The organism is Actinomadura geliboluensis (assembly GCF_043197915.1).
Taxonomy (GTDB): domain Bacteria; phylum Actinomycetota; class Actinomycetes; order Streptosporangiales; family Streptosporangiaceae; genus Spirillospora; species Spirillospora geliboluensis.
Genome location: NZ_JBICUA010000010.1, coordinates 269,273 through 286,463, shown reverse-complemented (window position 1 = coordinate 286,463; position 17,191 = coordinate 269,273). Strand labels below are relative to the sequence as shown.

Here is a 17,191-nt window from a genome sequence, read left to right as displayed (position 1 = left end):
GCGCGTGGCCGGACTGGGCGGGTCGCTCGAACGCTCCATCATGGACGTCCTCTGGGCGGCACCCGAACCACTGCGGGTGCGAGAACTCCTCGCGAAGCTCAACGAAGACTCCGACAAGGCGCTCGCCTACAACACCGTCCAGACCGTGGCCGAACGCCTCGCACAGAAGGGGCTCCTACAACGCACCCAGGACGGGACGGCCTTCCGCTATGGCCCGACCAGGGCGCGTGAGGAGTACGCCGTCGAACTGATGCTGGACGCGCTGACCGACGCCCCCGACCACGGCGCGATCCTCGCCCGCTTCGCCGAGAGCGTCCCCGCCGAGGACGCCCGCCACCTGCTGGACGCCCTGCGCCGCCGGACGTCCGACGGCGACGAGGCGTGACGCCGTGATCGTCCTGGTCGGCGCGCTCGTCGCCTCGGCGGTCCTGCTGGGGTGCCTGGCCGGGCCGGTCCTCGATCGGATCCGGGCCGGCGCCCTCGGCCCACGGACGGCGGTCGCCTGCTGGACGGCCGCGCTCGCGGGCACCGTCATCGCCAGCGCCGGAGTCGTCGCGGTCGCGCTGATCTCGCCCCCGGGGCCCGGACACGGACTGCTGACGCTGCTGCGCGACTGCCTGCCCCACCACGAGACCCAGGCGATGATCGCGGCGGCCGTGGCGAGCCTGGTCCTACTGGCGGCGTGCGGGACGAGGCTGGCCCGCGGGGTGCCGCGCCTGGTCCGGGCCCTGCGGCACCGCCGCCGCCACTGGGAGATGCTGCGCCTCGTCGCCCGCCAGCACACCCGGCACGCGGACGTCCTCGTACTCGACCACCCGGTGCCCGTGGCCTACTCCCTGTCCGCGCGCCGCCGCGCGATCGTGGTCAGCACGGGAGCCCAGGACGCACTGAGCGCCGCCGAACTCGGAGCCGTCCTCGCACACGAGCGAGCCCACCTCCGGCAACGCCACCATGCACTGCTGCTCGTCCTGGACTTGGCGCACGCCCTCCTCCCCTGGCTACCAACCGTCCGCCGAGCCAAAGCACGGCTACCGCTACTACTCGAAATGGCAGCGGACGACACAGCAGCGCACACCCACGGCCCCCGAACCCTCGTCAAAGCCCTACACACACTCGCCTCACCACCAGGCACCCCCAACCCGCCCGGTTCACTAGCAGCAACAGGCTCACAACCCTCATCCGAAGTGACCGGCGCCCCTTACACAGCCGAACTCCACGACATTGGCGGAGTGGTCGCCGCGCCCGGCCGGCTCGACGTGACCGGCCCGCTCGCCGCGCCCGGCCGGCTCGACGTGACCGGCTCGCTCGACGTGACCGGCTCGCTCGACGCGACTGGCTCGCTCGCCGCGACCGGGTCGCGTGAAGCGGGCGGCATGCCATGCGGGCCTGGAACCCGTGACGTTTGCGGTGTGGTTGTCGAGACCGGCTCGTTCGGCGCGTGTGGAGAGTTGGGGGCGGTCGGGGCGGGGATGGACGCGTTGGCGGCGCGGGTGCGGCGGCTGGAGGCCGGTGAGCAGGTGAAGCCGCGTGGGGCGTTCCGGGTGGTGGCGCCGGTGTTCGTGGCGGCGGCGGTCGCGGTGCCTCTCGCGGGCGCGGCTCTCGCGATCGGTCGGCTGGCCCTGCTCTGCTGATGCGTCTGGGACGTTTGCCGTAATCCGCGGCTTGAGTGGCGAATGAGGCGGCTATCTCCTACGCTGCGTAGGAGCCACCGTGACGAGCCCCCGCCGGGGGCGGCGATGGCGACGCCGAATCCCGTGGCCCATCGGCCCGGGAACCGGGGACCCGATCTCCACCGGGGTGAATCCGCTCCCTTCGCGGGGCGGTAGGGCGACTCTGGCCCGAACCCGTCAGCTGACCCGGTAGGCGGCACAGAGGAGGACGACCGCATGCAGCGACGCGCTGCCGTCATCGGCACGCCGAAACGCCGCACCCGCACCCCCCGAACCGTCACGGCATGGGCGATATCGGCCGCCGTGGCCGCGGCGCTCCTCGCACCGGCGCCCGCCTCCGCCGAGCCCGAGCCGTCCCGCCGGGAGCTGACCGCGCAGCAGAAGAAGCTCGCGGACGACGCCGAGAAGCTCAGCGAGCAGTACAACGGCCTGCGCGAGCGGCTGAAGCAGGCCCAGCGCGCCGCCAAGGTGGCCGAGGGCAACGCCGCCCGCCAGAAGAAGGCGCTGGACGACGCCCGCGCCAGGATCGTCAAGCTCGCAGCGGACAGCTACAAGAACGGCCCAGCGGACCCTGCCGTCGCCTTCGCCTCCGCCAAGGACCCGCAGAGCGTCCTTGACCGGTCGGCCACGCTCAACTACTTCGCCCGCCAGGACGGCGACCGCGTCGCCCACCTGCTCCAGACCATGCAGGCCGCCGAGCGCTCCCGCAAATCGGCCGAAGCGCGCGCGAAGCAGGTGCGCGAACTCACCGACGAGGCCAAGAAGAAGCGCAAGGAGCTCCAGGCCAGGCTCAAGAAGGTCGAAGCCAAGCTGGGCGTCGGCACGCCCATCCGAGGCAACGGCGGGCCCATCCCCAACGTGGACCCCGGCGGCGCCTCGGCCAAGGCCATGACCGCCGTTCGAGCCGCCCTGAGCCAGCTCGGCGTGCCCTACTCCTGGGGCGGCGGCACCGCGTCCGGCCCGTCCTACGGCACCGCGCAGGGCGCCAACATCAAGGGCTTCGACTGCTCCGGCCTGACCCTGTACGCCTACGCCCAGGTCGGGATCAACCTCCCGCACTACACCGGCGCCCAGTACAACGCGGGCACGCACGTGTCCATGTCACAGCTCAGGCCCGGCGACCTGGTGTTCTTCCACGCCGACCTGCACCACATGGGGCTTTACATCGGCAACGGCAAGATGGTCCACGCTCCGCAGACCGGCGACGTGGTCAAGATCAGCCCGCTCGCCGGACGGCCCTTCGCCGGCGGCGTCCGCGTCGCCTGACACGCTTCCCCCGACCGGCGTTCCCGTCACCCGTTCCCGGGTGACGGGGACGCTTCCATTCAGGGACGGCTCCTTTGCCGCGCCGGTCTAATGCCTTGCCGGATGTGTTGGCTACACTGGGGCCCGGCGAAGGGGAGTAGTCCTGTAATACCGCTGGTCGACACGCTGGACATCCTTGGACGTCCCGGCCATCGGGCCCCGCGAAGGGGTGGACGAGACCTTCGGCCACGGCATGACGTGGCCCGTACGACCGTGCGGGCCGTCCGATCGTGCCGGGCCGAGTGGTCCTCCCGTCGCCCGCCAGGGTGCCGGCCGAAGTCCGCGGCCCGGCCCCGTAAGAAGGCACCGCCCATGACCCTGGACCCGCTCGCGATTCTCACCGCGTTCGGCTTGATCTTCCTCGCCGAGCTGCCCGACAAGACGATGTTCGCCTCACTGGCCATGGGCACGCGCATGCGTCCGCTCTACGTGTGGTTCGGCACGTCCACGGCGTTCATCGTGCACGTCGCGATCGCCGTGGGGGCCGGCAGCCTGCTCAGCCTGCTGCCGGGCATGGCCGTCAAGCTCGTGTCGGCCGCCCTGTTCGCCTTCGGCGCCATCGTGCTGATGCGCGGCGGAGGGGACGACGACGAGGACGACAAGGCCGGCCAGAGGGTCACCCGGTTCTGGCCGTCCTACGTGGCCGCCTTCACGGCCGTGTTCATCAGCGAGTGGGGCGACCTGACCCAGATCACCACCGCCAACCTGGCCGCCACCAACGGATGGCTGCCGACGGCGATCGGCTCCGCCGCCGCCCTCATGTCGGTCTCGGCCCTGGCCCTCCTGGCGGGCCGCTTCATCGCCAACAGGGTCCCGCTGAAGACCGTCCAGCGCATCGGCGGCCTGTGCATGGCCGGCCTCGCCATCTGGACCCTCATAGAAGCCTTCACCATGTAACCCACCCCTCGGCCGACCCACCCTCGGCCGACCCACCCTCGGCCGACCCACCCCTCGGCCGACCCACCCCTCGGCCGACCCACCCTCGGCCGACCCACCCCTCGGCCGACCCACCCTCGGCCGACCCACCCTCGGCCGACCCACCCCTCGGCCGACCCACCCTCGGCCGACCCACCCCTCGGCCGACCCACCCTCGGCCAACCCACCCTCGGCCAACCCATCCCCGGCCAACCTCCCGGCCGACCGATCCCCGGCCAACCCCCCGGGCCAACCCCCCCGGGCCAACCCCACCGGCCGACCGACCCCCGGCCAACCGACCCCCGAGGCGCCCCTGGACCCCTCGCACGCGCCCGGGGGGCAAGTGAGCACCAACGATGGCGAACTGCCCGAAACGCCCCCGGACCCCTCGCAAGCGCCCCACAGGCAGAAAGCACTCACCGGCCTCGGGTTTCGCCGATCTACCTCTTCCGAGGGAACCAGCCGTTTCGCGGGTCGGTGCGGGGGTTAGCGGGTTTGGAGGCCGTTGAGGATGAGTGAGATGACGGCTTCGGACTCCGCTTCGGTCTCGGGGGAGTGCCACTCTGCGGCGTGGATCGGGTCGTGGAAGCGCGTGGTCGCATCGAGGACGGCGCGCGCGATCCCGTCTGGGTCGCCGGGTGTGAAGGTGCCGTCGGTGATGCCGTCGGCGATGATGGCGCGGATCTCGGCGAGCAGGAAGTCGACATGGGCGGACGAGACTGCGCTGTGATCCGCTGCCAGCACCCGGAAGGTGGCGAAGAGTTCCGGGTCCTCGCGGGCCTTCGTCCACTTCGTGGTGAACATGGTGGTGAGCAGGAGGTGCAGCCGGTCGGGCGGGGCCAGGCCCGAGGCCCGGACCGTCGCGGTGAGCTGGTCGCGCGCCCGGTCGAGCCAGCGCCGGATCACGGCCTCGCGCAGCGCCGCCTTGGACGGGAAGTGGCGGTACACGCTGCCGTGGCTCACCCCTAGGAGCCGCGCGACATCGAGCACGGTCGTCTTCTCCGGACCGTGGCGGCGCAGCACCTCTTCGGTGGCTGACACGATCGTCTCCGCGTCGAGCGGGCCTGCGCGCATCAGATCTCCCCGTCCCTCTACGGGCGCGAACGTACGGCAACGGACTGACGGATGTCAAAGTCTGTCAGCCTGTCAGCCTGTCGGCCGCCTACGTAGTTCGGATGACAGATATTGACATCTGTCATTTGATGTTCGTACGGTGCAGGGCATGGAGACACCTGATGAACGTGAGGCCAGCCCGGCGACCGCTTCGTTCGCGGGACGCACCGTGTCCCGCGTCGGCTACGGCGCGGCCCAGCTCGAGCGCCTGCGCGACCGTCCCGGCGACGCCGTCGCGCTGCTGCGCCGCGCGGTCGAGCTGGGCGTGGACCATGTGGACACCGCCGAGTTCTACGGCTTCGGCTTCGCCAACGCCGTGATCCGCGAAGCCCTGCGGCCCGAGGACGGCGTGCTCGTCGTCACCAAGGTCGGCGCCGAGCCCGACCCGGCAGGACGCCTGCCGCTCCGAATCGCGCAGCGGCCCGAACAACTGCGGGCCGGCGTTGAGCAGAATCTGCGCGGCCTCGGCGTCGAGCAGCTCCCCGTCGTCAACCTCCGCCGCCTCGACACCGGCCCCGGGCTGCGTCCCACCGGGGATCAGGTGGTCGACCTCGACGATCAGCTCGCGGTCATGATCGCCCTCCGCGACGAGGGCAAGATCGGAGCGATCGGCCTGAGCAGCGTCAGCCTCGCCAACCTGCGCCGCGCCCTCCCGGCCGGCATCGTCTGCGTGCAGAACGCCTACAGCGTCGTTTCCCGTGACGACGAGGCCATGCTGGCTCTCTGCACGTCCGAGGGCATCGCCTGGGTGCCGTTCTTCCCGCTCGGCGGGGCCTTTCCCGGCCTGCCCAAGGTCACCGATGAGCCGGCCGTCCACGCCGCGGCCGAGTCGCTCGGCGTCACGCCCTCCCAGGTCGGCCTCGCCTGGCTGCTGCACCACGCCCCCAACGTGCTGCTCATCCCAGGCACGGCCGACCCCGCCCACCTGGTGGCCAACATGGCGGTCCGTGAGATCGCCTTCGATCGGGCCACCCGCGCCGCCCTCGACGCCGTCGAGTCCCGCTCCAGCGAAGTCCCGATCGGCTAGGACGGACCATGAAGGCGATCATCTACCGCGCCAACGGCGGCCCCGGCGTCCTCCAACTCGTCGACCGCGATGTGCCCGAGCCTGGCCCTGGCGAGGTCCGTGTCCGGGTCGCCGTCTCCGGGGTCAACCCGGCCGACTGGCAGGCCCGTTCCGGCGCGCCCCTGAAGTTCCCGGAGGTCACGCCCCATCTGGACGGAGCCGGCGTGATCGACGCTGTCGGCGCCGGGGTCGACCGGAGCCGGATCGGGCAGCGGGTCTGGCTGTTCATGGCCGCCGCCGGACGGCCCACCGGAACCGCCGCCGAGTTCACCGTCGTGCCCGCAGAGCAGGCCGTCCCCCTGCCGGACGAGGTCAGTTTCGACGTCGGCGCGGCCCTTGGCGTCCCCGCGCTCACAGCGCACCGCGCGCTCACCATGGCCGAGGACGGCCCGCGCCGCCTGCGACCCGGCGCGCTCAGCGGCCGCGTGGTGCTCGCCGCCGGCGGCGCCGGGGCGGTCGGGCACGCGGTGATCCAGCTCGCCCGCTGGGCGGGCGCCACCGTGATCAGCACGGTCAGCGGCCCGGAGAAAGCCCGCCTCGCCACCGCCGCCGGTGCCCACCACGTGGTCAACTACCGCGAAGGCGATCCGGCCGCCGCGATCCGCGAGATCGCTCCGGACGGCGTCGACATCGTCGCCGAGGTCGCGCTCGGCGCCAACCTCGCACTGGACTTGGCCGTCCTGCGCACGCGCGGCACGATCTCGACCTATGCCAACGACGGGGGCAAGCCGGTGCACCTCGACGTGGCGCAGAACATGGTGCTGAACACGCGTTTCCAATTTCTGGTGCTCTACACGGCCGGCCCGGAAGCGCGCGCCGCAGCCGCCGAAGACATCGCCGCCGCCGTCCGCGACAACGCCCTCCCGGTAGGCGAGCAGCACGGCCTGCCGCTGCTCCGCTTCCCCCTCGCCCACACCCCCGACGCCCACCGAACCCTAGAAAACGGCACCACCGGCAAGATCCTGGTAGACGTCCCCAAGTAATGCCCGCAGTGTTGACGCGCATCGCGTGTTAGAGGGTGGTGGCGTCGGGGGTTGAGGTGGGGGTGAGCAGGGGGTTTGGGGTCGTAGCATGGCGGTTGATTTGGGAGTTTGTGCCGGTTCGTGGGTGTGGGAGGGGGCCGTGGACAAGCCGCTGAAGACCCCGCCTCCTTATGCCGTGGCGAGTGTGGACAACGCGTTGCGGATCGCGACGATGCTTCAGTTGGAAGGGGCCATGACCGTCACCGAGGTGGCGGGGCGGCTCGGGGTCGCCGTGTCCACGGCGCATCGGCTGCTGGCGATGCTCGTCTACCGGGACTTCGCCGTGCAGGACGCGGACAGGTCCTACCGCGTCGGGCCCGTGCTGGAGCTGGCGGCGCACTCCCCGTCGGCCGCGTCGCGGTTGCGGGCCGCCGGGCTGCCGCATCTGCGGAAGCTGGTCGACGTGCTCGACGAGTCGGCCAACCTGACCGTGCGCACGGGACGGACGGCGCGGTTCATCGCGAGTGTCGAGTCGTCACAGGCGCTGCGGGTCGGCTCGCGGGAGGGCATGGTCTTCCCCGCGCATCGAACCACCGGCGGCCTTTTGCTGCTGGCCGAGCTGCGGCCGGACGAGCTGGCGGCCCTCTACGCCGGGGAGCGGGACGGCGACCGGCCCGATGCGGCGGAGCTGGAGCGGGTGCGGCGCAATGGCTTCGCGCTCAACAACGGGCGTTCGGAGCGCGGGCTGGTCGCGGTCGGCGTGCCGGTGCGGGGTCCGGAGGGGGTGGCCGTCGCGGGGCTCTCGGTCTCCATGCCGAGCATCCGCTACGGCAAGGAGGACCTGCCGCGGCTGGTGGCGACGCTCAAGGGTGCGGCGTCGGCTCTTGAGCAGGGGATGTCGGCCGGCTGAGCCGCAGGGCGGCGACGCGTGCCTCGCCCAGGGCGGCCATGGCCTCGGCGAGGAGGGTCATCTGGGCGGGGATGGCGCGGGCCGGGTCGGCCTGTGAGGCGACGAAGGCGCCGTCGAACCCGGCGATGCCGAAGTAGTCCAGGTCGTCCGCGACGGCCTGGGCGATGTCGGGGCCCTCGGCGGCGAAGGACGCGGCGATCATCGTGTTCATGTGGGCGCGGCCGTCGCGCCGCACCCGCTCGATGATGGCCTCCACCTCGGCCTCGGCGGCCTCGGCGCTCATGATCAGGATCAGGTGCAGGCGGAGGAAGTCGGCGCGGGCCGCGAAGACCTCGCCGGTGCGCAGGAGGTACCAGGTCAGCCGCTCGCGGGCGGTGCCGCCCTCGGGGCCGCCCGCCTGCGCCTCGCGCATCGCCGAGAAGAAGTCGTAGGCGCCGCGCGCCATGACCGCCGACAGCAGCCCGGCCTTCGACTGGAAGTGGTGGTAGACCGCGCTCTTCGGGAGGCCGGTCTCCCGGCTCAGCACCGAGAGCGAGGTGGCGGCGTAGCCGCGCTCCGCCATGATCCGGGAGGCGGCGTCCAGGATCTCCTCCCGGGACCTGCGGCCACGACTGTTGCCGTTCTTCTCGTCCGCCACGGGTTGAAGCATAGATGCGCCCGGCGACTGTCCGGTTTGTCCTGTTCTGCACTGCGGAAAAGTTTGGCCGTCCGGCCGTCCCCATGTGAAGGTGGTCACGATCGTACCGAACGATCGGTACAAAACCGCGCCTCTCGGAGCCCGCATGACCCAGCATTTCGACGCCGATGTCGCGATCGTCGGATACGGCCCCACCGGTGTGACCGCCGCGCTCACCCTGGCGAAGCACGGAGCTTCCGTCATCGCGTTGGAGCGGGACCGCGACATCTACCCGCGCGCCCGCGCCGTGACCGTCAACGACTGGACGATGCGGATCTTCCAGGGGCTCGGCATCGACGAGCGGATCACCCGGGTGGTCGAGCCGCAGCGGGCGCTGCGCTGGGTGACCTACGACGGCACGGAGATCATGCGGGTCGAGCACCCGCCGTCGGTGCTGGGCGCGACGCCGCGCTTCTACAACATCTACCAGCCGCTCATGGAGACCGAGCTCCGCGCCTGCGCGGACGAGCACGGCGAGCTGATCGACGTCCGGTACGGCGTCGAGGTGACCGGGCTGGAGCAGGACGACGACGGCGTCACCGTGACGGCGACGGACGCCGCGACGGGGGAGACGCGCACCGTGCGCGCCCGCTACGCGATCGCCGCCGACGGCGGCAGCAGCGCGTGCCGGGACATGATCGGCTGCCGGCTGCTCGGCGACACCCTCGACGTGCAGTGGATCGTCATCGACTGCCGGGTCAAGCGCTGGTGGCCCGACCGCGACTTCCTCACGTTCTGGTCGGACAAAGAACGTCCGGTCGTCGACATCGCGCTCTCCGCCGGCAACCACCGCTGGGAGATCCCGCTCAAACCGCACGAGACCGAAGCGGACTTCGCGTCCGAGGACGACGTCTGGCCGCTGCTCAAGGCGATGGGCGTCAGCACCGAGGACGTGTCGATCCACCAGTGGGCCTTCTACCGCCACCACACGCGGATGGCCGAGACCTGGCGGGCGGGACGGGTCTTCCTCGCCGGGGACGCCGCCCACCTCATGCCGCCGTGGGCCGGCGCCGGGATGCAGACCGGCATGCGGGACGCCCACAACCTGGGCTGGAAGCTCGCCCGCGTCCTCAAGGGCGAGCTCGGTGAGGGCTGGCTGGACACCTACGAGGCCGAGCGCCGCCCGAACGCCGCCTTCTACACGGGGCTGGCCGTCCAGCTCGGCCGGGTCATCAAGCAGGAGGCGACCCCGGCGGAGATCGAGGAGATGAACCGGGTCCCGGAGAACACGGTCACCCCGTTCGAGCCGCCGCTGATCGCGCCGCCCGTCCTCGACGCGGGCTGGCTCCGCGGCCCCGTCGGCGACGCGAGCATCGTCGGCCGTATGATCCCGCAGCCGATCACCGGCGACACCACCGGACGGATGGCGCGCCTCGACGACCTGCTCGGCGACGGCTTCGTCCTGCTCGGCGCGGACACCGACCCGGCCGCGCTGCTCACGCCCGAGGAGAAGGCGGAGTGGGACGCGCTCGGCGCCCGCTACCTGGCGATCCGTCCCAAGACCGCCTACACGCAGGGGCCGGACGAGCTGGTCGACCTCTACGAGGTGCTGCTGCCCTGGCTGGCCCGGTACGGCGTGCGCGCCGTGGCGGTGCGCCCGGACAGGTTCGTCGCCGCCGCCGACGTCTCCGGCCTCGCCGCCCCCGCCCTGGCCGACTGATCGACCGACCGCCGACAACAAGGAGCTGATCCTCATGACGGGAGTCAAGGAGCTGGCGTACGTCGTCTACGAGGCGAGCAGCCTCGGCGACTGGGAGCATTTCGCCGTCGAGCTGCTGGGCATGCAGCTCGCGGACAAGACCGCCGACGCCGTCGCCTTCCGGACCGACGAGAAGGTCCACCGCTGGCTCGTCCAGCAGGGCCCCGCCGACGACCTGGCGGCCAGCGGCTACGAGGTCGAGAACGACGCGGCGCTCGACGAGATCGCCGCCCGGCTGGCGGCCGCGGGAGTCGAGGTCGAGGAGGGCGGTGCCGCGCTCGCCGCGTCCCGCAAGGTCGACCGCATCCTGGTGACCGCCGACCCGATGGGCAACCGCGTCGAGCTCGTCACCGGGTTCGCCGACGCCGCCACTCCGTTCCGCTCGGACGTGCTGCTCGGCGGGTTCGTCACCGGCGACGGCGGCGCGGGCCACCAGGTGCTGCTGTCCAAGGGCGTCGCGCGCGAGACCTACCTGGCGTTCTACGAGGGCCTCCTCGGCTTCCGCATCTCCGACACCATCGTGGAGGAGCTCGCGCCGGGCGTCGTCGCCGACCTGATCTTCCTGCGCTGCAACCCGCGCCACCACTCCGTGGCGTTCGGGGACATGCCGCACCCGAAGCGGACGCACCACTTCATGGTCGAGGTCACCGACATCCGCGACGTCGGCACCGCCTACGACCGCTGCATGGACGCCGGGCAGCCCTTCGAGATGACGCTGGGCATGCACCCGAACGACCACATGTTCAGCTTCTACGTCCAGACGCCGTCCGGCTTCAGCGTGGAGTACGGCTGGGGCGGCCTGCTCGTCGACGACGAGACCTGGCAGGTCAAGACGCTGGACCGGCTGCACAGCTGGGGCCACCGCCCGCCGGAGGTCGTCGCCGGCCTGCTCTCCGGAAAGGACGCGCACTGATGCCGCTCACCCAGGCCGACACGGCCCGCACCGTCCAGACCAAGGACTGGAAGCTGCGCTACTACGAGGCGGGCGCCGGGCACCCGGTCGTCCTGCTGCACGGCAGCGGCCCCGGCGCCACGGGCTGGAGCAACTTCTCCGGCAACATCGAGGCGCTGGCCGAGCACTTCCACGTGTACGCGGTGGACATGCCCGGCTGGGGCGACTCGGACGCCGCGACCGTCGACCGCCTCGACCACGTCGAGGCCGCGGTCCAGTTCCTGGACGCGCTCGGCATCGCGAAGGCCGCGTTCGTCGGCAACTCGATGGGCGGGCAGACCTCGCTCCGGCTCGCCACCGAGCACCCGGACCGGATCACCCACCTGGTCACCATGGGACCGCCGGTGGGACGCGCGCCCGGGCTGTTCGCGCCCGGCGGCGGCCCGTCCGAGGGGCTGAAGGTCCTCATCGAGACCTACCGGGAGCCGACCCCGGAGAACATGCGCCGGCTCGTCGAGATCATGTGCTTCGACAAGGCCGCGTTCGCCACGCCGGAACTGTGCCAGGCCCGCTCGGACGCGGCGCTCGCCCGTCCCGAGCACCTGCGCAACTACGTCGACGGCCTGCCGAAGGGCGCGCCGCTGCCGGTGTGGGTCAAGCCGGAACTGCTGCCCGGCATCACGGTCCCCACGCTCCTCATCCACGGCCGGGACGATCGCGTGGTGCCGTTCGAGAACTCCCTGTACCTGCTGGCGAACATTCCGGACAGCCGTCTCGTCCTGATCAACCGCTGCGGGCACTGGGCGATGATCGAGCACGCCGACGAGTTCAACCGCGTCGTCACGGACTTCCTGCGCAACACCCCGTAGGACGCGGAGCCTCATAGCCGGGCGTGGGCTGCGCTTAGGCGTTCCTGGTCGGAGCGTAGCGTGCGGTCGCCGGAGACCTCGTCCGCCCAGGCGAGCAGGCGGTGTAGATGGACGTCGGCGGTTCCGGTGGTGATGCGGGGGATCCCGAGGGTGATCTCGCCGCCGGTGCCGTCGATGGTGATGAGCGTGCCTGAAGGGACGACACGTTCGCCAATGCGGACGTGGTCTGCTGCCGTGTCGACGGTGAGGCCGGCCGCGTCCACGACCGCGGGCTTGCCCATGGCTCGGGCGACGACGGCGGCGTGGCTGGTGGGCCCGCCGCGGCTCGTGGCCACCCCGGCGGCTGCGGCCAGGCCGTGCACGTCGAGCGGCGAGGTGACCGGACGGACGAGGATCACCGGCCCGTCGGCGGCCATGCGAGCGGCCTGATCGGCGGTCACCGCGATGCGACCTGACACGACGCCGGGGCATGCGCCTCGGCCGCGGGTGAGAAGGTCGATTCCGTCACCGGTGTCGATGCGCGGCGTCCGGGCGTCTTGCAGGTGTCGGAGGGAGATCCGGCGGAGGGCCGTGCGACGGTCGATGAGTCGGTCGTCGGCGAGGTCCACGGCGGTGCGGACGGCGGCGCGGCCGGTGAGGCCGCCGGGACGCGCCTGGAGGAACCACAGGTCGCCCGCCTCGAACGTGAACTCGACGTGGCAGGCGTCGCGGTAATGCCGTTCGAGGCGGTGCAAGGCGGCGACGAGCCGCTTCCACACCGCCGGTTCGCGGTCGGCGAGGTCGGATAGGGCCCGGGTGGTGGAGCGGCCGGAGACCACGTCGTCGCCCTGCCGTCCGAACAGGACGTCACCGAATGGGGCCTTGGCGCCGGTGTTCGGGTCGCGGCTGAAGGCGACCCCGCTCCCGCTGTGCTCGTCGCGGTTGCCGAACACCATCGCCTGCACGATCACGGCTGTTCCGAGGTCGTGCGGGATGCCGTTCAGCTCGCGGTAGGTGGTGGCGCGTGGGCTGTGCCAGGACGCGAACACCGCCCGCACCGCAGCGTGCAACTGGCCCATCGCGTCGTCGGGGACGGACGCGGTCGGGAAGCCGTCGAGGAAGCGGCGGCGGGTCTCGTGTGCGAAGTCAGGGTCGCCGGACTCGGCGGCCAGCGCGGTGGTCGCCTCGGCGGCGAGGCCGAGGTTGAGCACGGTGTCCATCATGCCGGGCATCGACACGGCGGCGCCCGACCGGACCGCCACCGCCAGCGGCCGCTCGCCGCCGGACCCGAAGCGCCGTCCGGTGGCGTCCTCCAGCGCGCGGACGGCGGTGGCGAGTTCGGCGTCCAGGCCGTCCGGGAAGCGCCCGTCGCGGAGGTAGGCGCGGCAGGCGGGGGTGCCGATGACGAACCCCGGCGGCACGGGCAGGCCGAGGCGGCGCAGCACGACGAGGCCATGGCCCTTACCGCCGAGGACGTCCGCGGGCTCCCCGGTACCGGGGGTGAGCGGATGGATCCAGGTCATCGGGCGGCGGTCCACGCGCGGGGGATGCCGAGGGTGGTGAGCAGGTCCTCGTGGAGCTGGAACCACACGGTGTGGTATGAGGTCATGCTGTCGGCCAGGTGCTCCAGCGCGCCGGCGCGGGCGCGGTCGAGCGCGGCGCTGAGCCGGGCCCGGTACCGCCCGAAGCGGGGGAGCGCGGCGGCCAGGTCCGCGATGACGGCCTCGGCGCGCCGGTCGAGGTCGGCGAACCTGTCCAGGACGCGGGCGTCGTAGGACGGGTCGGAGTGGTCGTTCGGCGCCGCCACGCCGTCCACGGTGCGCAGCTGCCAGGCCGAGCACAGGTCCAGCAGTTCCGGGTTCAGGACCATGAACTTCTCGTACGCGGCGGTCAGCGCGTCCCGCGTGCCGTCGCCGTCGAGTTCGCGGGCGGTGCGCCGGGCGTCCTCGTCGCGGCCGGCCTCGGTGAGCCCCCATGCCCCGGACGTCCGCGTCACCAGCCCCGCCGCGGCGAGGTCGATCAGGTGGGACTCCGCGTCGAGGTCGGGAAGGCCGGCGGCGTCGGCGACGCGGGGCAGCTCGGCGTGTCCGATGCAGCGGAGGACGTGCAGCACGGCCGATTCGGCGGGCCCCGTCATGCCTCGTCCATTCCGGTGCGCCGCTCGGTGAGGGACGGGGCGGTCGCCACGGCGTACGCGGCGCCCCTCCCGGTGGCCCGCGCGATGATCGTCCCGTCCTGGACGCGCACGGCGGCCTCGGTGTCTGCCGCCATCCCCGCGCCGACGGCGGTCGCGAGTGCGGCCCCGTCGTCGAGGACGAGCCGCAGCGGCAGACCGGCATCCGGCCCGAACGCCCGCCGCAGGCACCCGGCGAGGTCGGTGATCCGCAGCCGGACGAGCGCCCCGATCTCGGCCGGGTCGTCCGTCACCACCGCCACGGTGACGGCTTCTCCCGGCCGGGCCGCGCGCACGGCTTCCTCCGCCGCGCCGAGGCGGCCCGTCCCGAGGACCACGATGACCCCGTCGTCGCCGAAGCCCACGGCCTGGTCGGTGAGGGCGTCCGTCAGCTCGCCGGGCGGCGTCCAGGGGTCGCGGCACAGGCTCGGCGCGGCGACGTACGGGAGGTGCGGCGGGTCCCAGGCGTCGTCCGCCGCATGGTCGGCGAGCTGGCGGCAGGCGCGGGCCACGTCGAACGGGTCGCCGAAGCCGGGCGCCGTCTCGGCGAGATGCCCCGCCCCGTGCAGCAGCGTCAGGACCAGCTCCGCCAGCCGCACCCGCCGGCCGGGACGCGGTGCCCGGCACGACTCCAGGGCGAGCGCCACCAGCAGACCGTCCAGCCTGGCGAGCCCTGCCATGGCGGCGCGGCCCGGATCGTCCTCGAACACTCCGGTCAGCGACCGCGACCGCACCTTTCCGGCGTCGGGCGTGTCGCCCGCGAGCGGCAGCCGTTCGAGCCAGGCGCGCGCGAAGGCTTCAGCCCCGTCCGGCAGGTCGAGCGGCTTGGCCGAGCCCGCCGGTGACGCACCGGACGCGGCCTCGCGCTCGACGGAATCGAGCAGCACCGCCAGGTACAGCGACCGCTTGCTCGGAAAGTTCGAGTACACGGCGCCGCGCGTCAGCTCGGCGCGGGCGGCGATGCGGTCGACCTTGGCGGCGGCGAAGCCGTGCTCGGTGAACTCCGCCACCGCCGCCGCGAGCACGGCGGCGCGCGTCCGGGCCTGCTGCTGCGCCCGGGTCAGCCGGACCATCGGGCCCCCTTTGCGTTCCTCACGGCGATCAGCATACTCTCGCCATCCAAATGTTGGGAACATCTGAATGTTCGCTGTACTTCACTCCGCAGACGAAGGGACCGCCGTGACCGACCACGGCCTGGAGGCGTCCGGCCTCACCAAGCGCTTCGGTCGCACCACCGCACTCGACGGCGTCGACCTCGCCCTCCCCCGAGGGCGGATACTCGGCCTGCTGGGGCCCAATGGCGCAGGGAAGACGACGCTGATCCGCGTCCTCGCCACCCTGCTCAGGCCGGACGGCGGGACCGCCCGCGTCGCCGGGTACGACGTGGCGCGGCAGCCGGGGCGGGTGCGCCGGCGCATCGCGCTGTCCGGCCAGCACACGAGCGTCGACGAGGAGCTCGGCGGCCGGGCGAACCTCGTCATGATCGGCCGGCTGCTCGACCTGACCCGCCGCGACGCCGTCCGCCGGGCCGACGAGCTCCTTCACCGGTTCGGCCTCACCGAGGCCGCCGACCGGCGCGTCGCCGCCTACTCCGGCGGCATGCGCCGCCGCCTCGACCTCGCGGCGAGCCTGGTGGGCCGCCCCGAGGTCGTGTTCCTGGACGAGCCCTCGGTCGGCCTCGACCCCGGCAAGCGCGGGGAACTGTGGCAGATGATCCAGGGCCTCGGCGCCGACGGGGTCACGATCCTGCTGACCACCCAGTACCTGGAGGAGGCGGACGCCCTCGCCGACGCGGTCGCCGTCATCGACCGCGGGCGGGTCATCGCCGCCGGGACGCCGGAGGAACTCAAGCAGCGGGTCGGCGGCCACACCGTCAGCCTGCGGGTCGCCGACCCCGGCGACGCGGAGCGCGCCGCCGCCGTCCTCGCCGCCGTCGCCGACCGGCCCGCGCTGCGCGCGGGCCGGCACGAACTCTCCGTCCCGGTGTCCGGGGACGACGACTTCTTCGAGATCGTCGCCCGGCTGCGCGGTGAGGCCGTCGACGTCAGCGAACTCTCGCTGCGCCTGCCCAGCCTGGACGAGGCGTTCCTCGCCCTGACCATCGCGCAGGACGCAGACCCCGCCGAAACCGTCCGCTCCGAGCCGAGGCCCTGATGATGACCACCACCGCCCCCGACCCGCGTGCGGCCTGGTCGCCGCGCTGGCTCCGGCACAGCCTCGTCCTCGCCGGCCGCAGCCTGGCCAAGACGTCCCGCAACCCGGTCACCCTCGTCAACGGCGTGGTCACGCCCGCGCTGTTCCTGGTCCTCTTCCTCTACCTCTTCGGCGGGGAGGTGGCCGGGTCGACCGGCGCCTACCTGCAGTACCTGTTCCCCGGCATCCTCGTCATGGGCGCCGGGCTGACCGGGCTCATCTCGACCGGCGCGAGCATCAACGCCGACCTCAAGAACGGCGTCACCGACCGCTTCCGCAGCCTGCCCATCAGCCGCCTGGCGCCCCTGCTCGGCTCCGTGCTCGCCGATATCGTCCGCTGCCTGGTCGCGGTCGCCCTGCTGTTCGTCCTCGGGACGGTCCTCGGCTTCCGCGCCGGGGGCGGCGTCCCCTCCGCGCTCGCCGCCGTCGGCCTCGCCGTCCTGTTCGGGTTCTGCGTCAGCTGGGTCACCGTGCTCATCGGCGTCCTCGTGAGGAGCACGGAGGCGGTCATGGCCTTCAGCTTCCTGACCTTCCTGCCGCTCCAGCTCGGCACCAGCCTCGCCGCCCGCACCGCCACCCTCCCCGGATGGCTGCGGGCCTGGGTGGACGTCAACCCGGTGACCGCCACCATGGACGCTTGCCGCGCCCTGCTCAACGGAACCCCCGCCGGCGGCGCCGTCACCACCACGCTGATCTGGTGTGCTGTGATCTTCCTGCTCTTCTGCCCGCCTTCGGTGGCGGTCTACGGGCGCCGCGAATGACCGGCGCG

The 17,191-nt window shown here is 72.5% G+C and carries 17 protein-coding genes and 1 riboswitch; of the genes, 12 read left to right on the top strand and 5 right to left on the bottom strand.

Annotated elements, in window-relative coordinates:
- Window positions 1-4 precede the first annotated feature (4 nt).
- The 4 genes from ACGFI1_RS30380 (at window position 5) to ACGFI1_RS30365 (ending at window position 3,872) form a co-directional block, all read left to right on the top strand.
- A complete protein-coding gene (locus tag ACGFI1_RS30380) occupies window positions 5-385 on the top strand; it encodes a BlaI/MecI/CopY family transcriptional regulator (RefSeq protein ID WP_301175591.1) in 381 nt (126 codons plus the stop codon).
- A 4-nt stretch (window positions 386-389) separates the two neighbouring features.
- Window positions 390-1,631, top strand: a complete 1,242-nt coding sequence (locus tag ACGFI1_RS30375) for a M56 family metallopeptidase (protein WP_392790228.1) — start codon at window positions 390-392, stop codon at window positions 1,629-1,631.
- Between the two features lie 102 nt (window positions 1,632-1,733).
- Window positions 1,734-1,881: riboswitch (cyclic di-AMP (ydaO/yuaA leader) on the top strand.
- A gap of 5 nt (window positions 1,882-1,886) precedes the next feature.
- Window positions 1,887-2,936, top strand: a complete 1,050-nt coding sequence (locus ACGFI1_RS30370) for a C40 family peptidase (protein WP_301175593.1) — start codon at window positions 1,887-1,889, stop codon at window positions 2,934-2,936.
- Window positions 2,937-3,287: 351 nt separating this feature from the next.
- A complete protein-coding gene (locus tag ACGFI1_RS30365; protein ID WP_386877121.1) occupies window positions 3,288-3,872 on the top strand; it encodes a TMEM165/GDT1 family protein in 585 nt (194 codons plus the stop codon).
- Window positions 3,873-4,376: 504 nt separating this feature from the next.
- Here ACGFI1_RS30365 and ACGFI1_RS30360 read toward each other — a convergent pair.
- The gene (locus ACGFI1_RS30360; protein WP_392790225.1) at window positions 4,377-4,964 is read right to left on the bottom strand and encodes a TetR/AcrR family transcriptional regulator; all 588 of its coding nucleotides are present in this window, start codon (window positions 4,962-4,964) and stop codon (window positions 4,377-4,379) included.
- Window positions 4,965-5,112: 148 nt separating this feature from the next.
- Here ACGFI1_RS30360 and ACGFI1_RS30355 point away from each other — a divergent pair, with 148 nt between their 5' ends.
- From ACGFI1_RS30355 to ACGFI1_RS30345, 3 genes are all read left to right on the top strand, one after another.
- Entirely contained in the window at window positions 5,113-6,030 is a 918-nt protein-coding gene (locus tag ACGFI1_RS30355) for an aldo/keto reductase (RefSeq protein WP_392790223.1), read from the top strand.
- 8 nt (window positions 6,031-6,038) lie between these two features.
- Window positions 6,039-7,052, top strand: coding sequence for an NADPH:quinone reductase (locus ACGFI1_RS30350; protein WP_392790220.1), 1,014 nt, complete (start codon window positions 6,039-6,041; stop codon window positions 7,050-7,052).
- A 139-nt stretch (window positions 7,053-7,191) separates the two neighbouring features.
- On the top strand, window positions 7,192-7,941 hold the full coding sequence (locus tag ACGFI1_RS30345) for an IclR family transcriptional regulator (protein ID WP_392790217.1): 750 nt from the start codon (window positions 7,192-7,194) through the stop codon (window positions 7,939-7,941).
- Here the strand turns inward: ACGFI1_RS30345 and ACGFI1_RS30340 are convergent.
- Window positions 7,895-8,578: a TetR/AcrR family transcriptional regulator gene (locus tag ACGFI1_RS30340; protein WP_392790215.1), complete on the bottom strand. Its 684-nt coding sequence runs from the start codon at window positions 8,576-8,578 to the stop codon at window positions 7,895-7,897. The genes ACGFI1_RS30345 and ACGFI1_RS30340 overlap by 47 nt on opposite strands.
- A gap of 145 nt (window positions 8,579-8,723) precedes the next feature.
- On the opposite strand from ACGFI1_RS30340, the gene ACGFI1_RS30335 reads away from it, so the two are divergent.
- Genes ACGFI1_RS30335 through ACGFI1_RS30325 form a run of 3 tightly spaced genes read left to right on the top strand, consistent with a single transcriptional unit; the run spans window position 8,724 to window position 12,077 of the window.
- Window positions 8,724-10,277 (top strand): bifunctional 3-(3-hydroxy-phenyl)propionate/3-hydroxycinnamic acid hydroxylase, encoded by a 1,554-nt coding sequence (locus ACGFI1_RS30335; RefSeq protein ID WP_392790212.1) that lies wholly within the window; start codon window positions 8,724-8,726, stop codon window positions 10,275-10,277.
- A 34-nt stretch (window positions 10,278-10,311) separates the two neighbouring features.
- Window positions 10,312-11,229, top strand: coding sequence for a VOC family protein (locus ACGFI1_RS30330; protein WP_392790210.1), 918 nt, complete (start codon window positions 10,312-10,314; stop codon window positions 11,227-11,229).
- Window positions 11,229-12,077 carry an alpha/beta fold hydrolase gene (locus ACGFI1_RS30325; protein ID WP_392790208.1) on the top strand — a complete coding sequence of 283 codons (849 nt, stop codon included), beginning with the start codon at window positions 11,229-11,231 and terminating at the stop codon, window positions 12,075-12,077. The genes ACGFI1_RS30330 and ACGFI1_RS30325 overlap by 1 nt, the downstream gene beginning before the upstream one ends.
- 11 nt (window positions 12,078-12,088) lie before the next feature.
- Here ACGFI1_RS30325 and ACGFI1_RS30320 read toward each other — a convergent pair whose 3' ends face one another.
- From ACGFI1_RS30320 to ACGFI1_RS30310, 3 genes are read right to left on the bottom strand one after another with little or no spacing between them, the layout of a single operon-like run.
- The gene (locus ACGFI1_RS30320) at window positions 12,089-13,579 is read right to left on the bottom strand and encodes a pyruvate, phosphate dikinase (protein ID WP_392790206.1); all 1,491 of its coding nucleotides are present in this window, start codon (window positions 13,577-13,579) and stop codon (window positions 12,089-12,091) included.
- Entirely contained in the window at window positions 13,576-14,193 is a 618-nt protein-coding gene (locus tag ACGFI1_RS30315) for a transcriptional regulator (RefSeq protein ID WP_392790204.1), read from the bottom strand. Before ACGFI1_RS30315 ends, ACGFI1_RS30320 begins: the two co-directional genes overlap by 4 nt.
- The gene (locus ACGFI1_RS30310) at window positions 14,190-15,302 is read right to left on the bottom strand and encodes a TetR/AcrR family transcriptional regulator (protein WP_392790202.1); all 1,113 of its coding nucleotides are present in this window, start codon (window positions 15,300-15,302) and stop codon (window positions 14,190-14,192) included. Before ACGFI1_RS30310 ends, ACGFI1_RS30315 begins: the two co-directional genes overlap by 4 nt.
- Window positions 15,303-15,408: 106 nt before the next feature.
- On the opposite strand from ACGFI1_RS30310, the gene ACGFI1_RS30305 reads away from it, so the two are divergent.
- Together ACGFI1_RS30305 and ACGFI1_RS30300 are read left to right on the top strand one after the other, a co-directional pair.
- Entirely contained in the window at window positions 15,409-16,383 is a 975-nt protein-coding gene (locus ACGFI1_RS30305) for an ATP-binding cassette domain-containing protein (RefSeq protein ID WP_392790200.1), read from the top strand.
- Entirely contained in the window at window positions 16,383-17,183 is an 801-nt protein-coding gene (locus ACGFI1_RS30300; protein WP_392790197.1) for an ABC transporter permease, read from the top strand. Before ACGFI1_RS30305 ends, ACGFI1_RS30300 begins: the two co-directional genes overlap by 1 nt.
- Window positions 17,184-17,191 lie beyond the last annotated feature (8 nt).

What these genes read in the sequence shown, in the direction of transcription:
- ACGFI1_RS30325 (WP_392790208.1), top strand. Translation starts at nt 11,229, where the DNA reads ATGCCGCTCACCCAGGCCGACACGGCCCGCACCGTCCAGACCAAGGAC.
- ACGFI1_RS30370 (WP_301175593.1), top strand. Translation starts at nt 1,887, where the DNA reads ATGCAGCGACGCGCTGCCGTCATCGGCACGCCGAAACGCCGCACCCGC.
- ACGFI1_RS30300 (WP_392790197.1), top strand. Translation starts at nt 16,383, where the DNA reads ATGATGACCACCACCGCCCCCGACCCGCGTGCGGCCTGGTCGCCGCGC.
- ACGFI1_RS30320 (WP_392790206.1), bottom strand. Translation starts at nt 13,579, where the DNA reads ATGACCTGGATCCATCCGCTCACCCCCGGTACCGGGGAGCCCGCGGAC.
- ACGFI1_RS30310 (WP_392790202.1), bottom strand. Translation starts at nt 15,302, where the DNA reads ATGGTCCGGCTGACCCGGGCGCAGCAGCAGGCCCGGACGCGCGCCGCC.
- ACGFI1_RS30360 (WP_392790225.1), bottom strand. Translation starts at nt 4,964, where the DNA reads ATGCGCGCAGGCCCGCTCGACGCGGAGACGATCGTGTCAGCCACCGAA.
- ACGFI1_RS30335 (WP_392790212.1), top strand. Translation starts at nt 8,724, where the DNA reads ATGACCCAGCATTTCGACGCCGATGTCGCGATCGTCGGATACGGCCCC.
- ACGFI1_RS30315 (WP_392790204.1), bottom strand. Translation starts at nt 14,193, where the DNA reads ATGACGGGGCCCGCCGAATCGGCCGTGCTGCACGTCCTCCGCTGCATC.
- ACGFI1_RS30365 (WP_386877121.1), top strand. Translation starts at nt 3,288, where the DNA reads ATGACCCTGGACCCGCTCGCGATTCTCACCGCGTTCGGCTTGATCTTC.
- ACGFI1_RS30330 (WP_392790210.1), top strand. Translation starts at nt 10,312, where the DNA reads ATGACGGGAGTCAAGGAGCTGGCGTACGTCGTCTACGAGGCGAGCAGC.
- ACGFI1_RS30355 (WP_392790223.1), top strand. Translation starts at nt 5,113, where the DNA reads ATGGAGACACCTGATGAACGTGAGGCCAGCCCGGCGACCGCTTCGTTC.
- ACGFI1_RS30350 (WP_392790220.1), top strand. Translation starts at nt 6,039, where the DNA reads ATGAAGGCGATCATCTACCGCGCCAACGGCGGCCCCGGCGTCCTCCAA.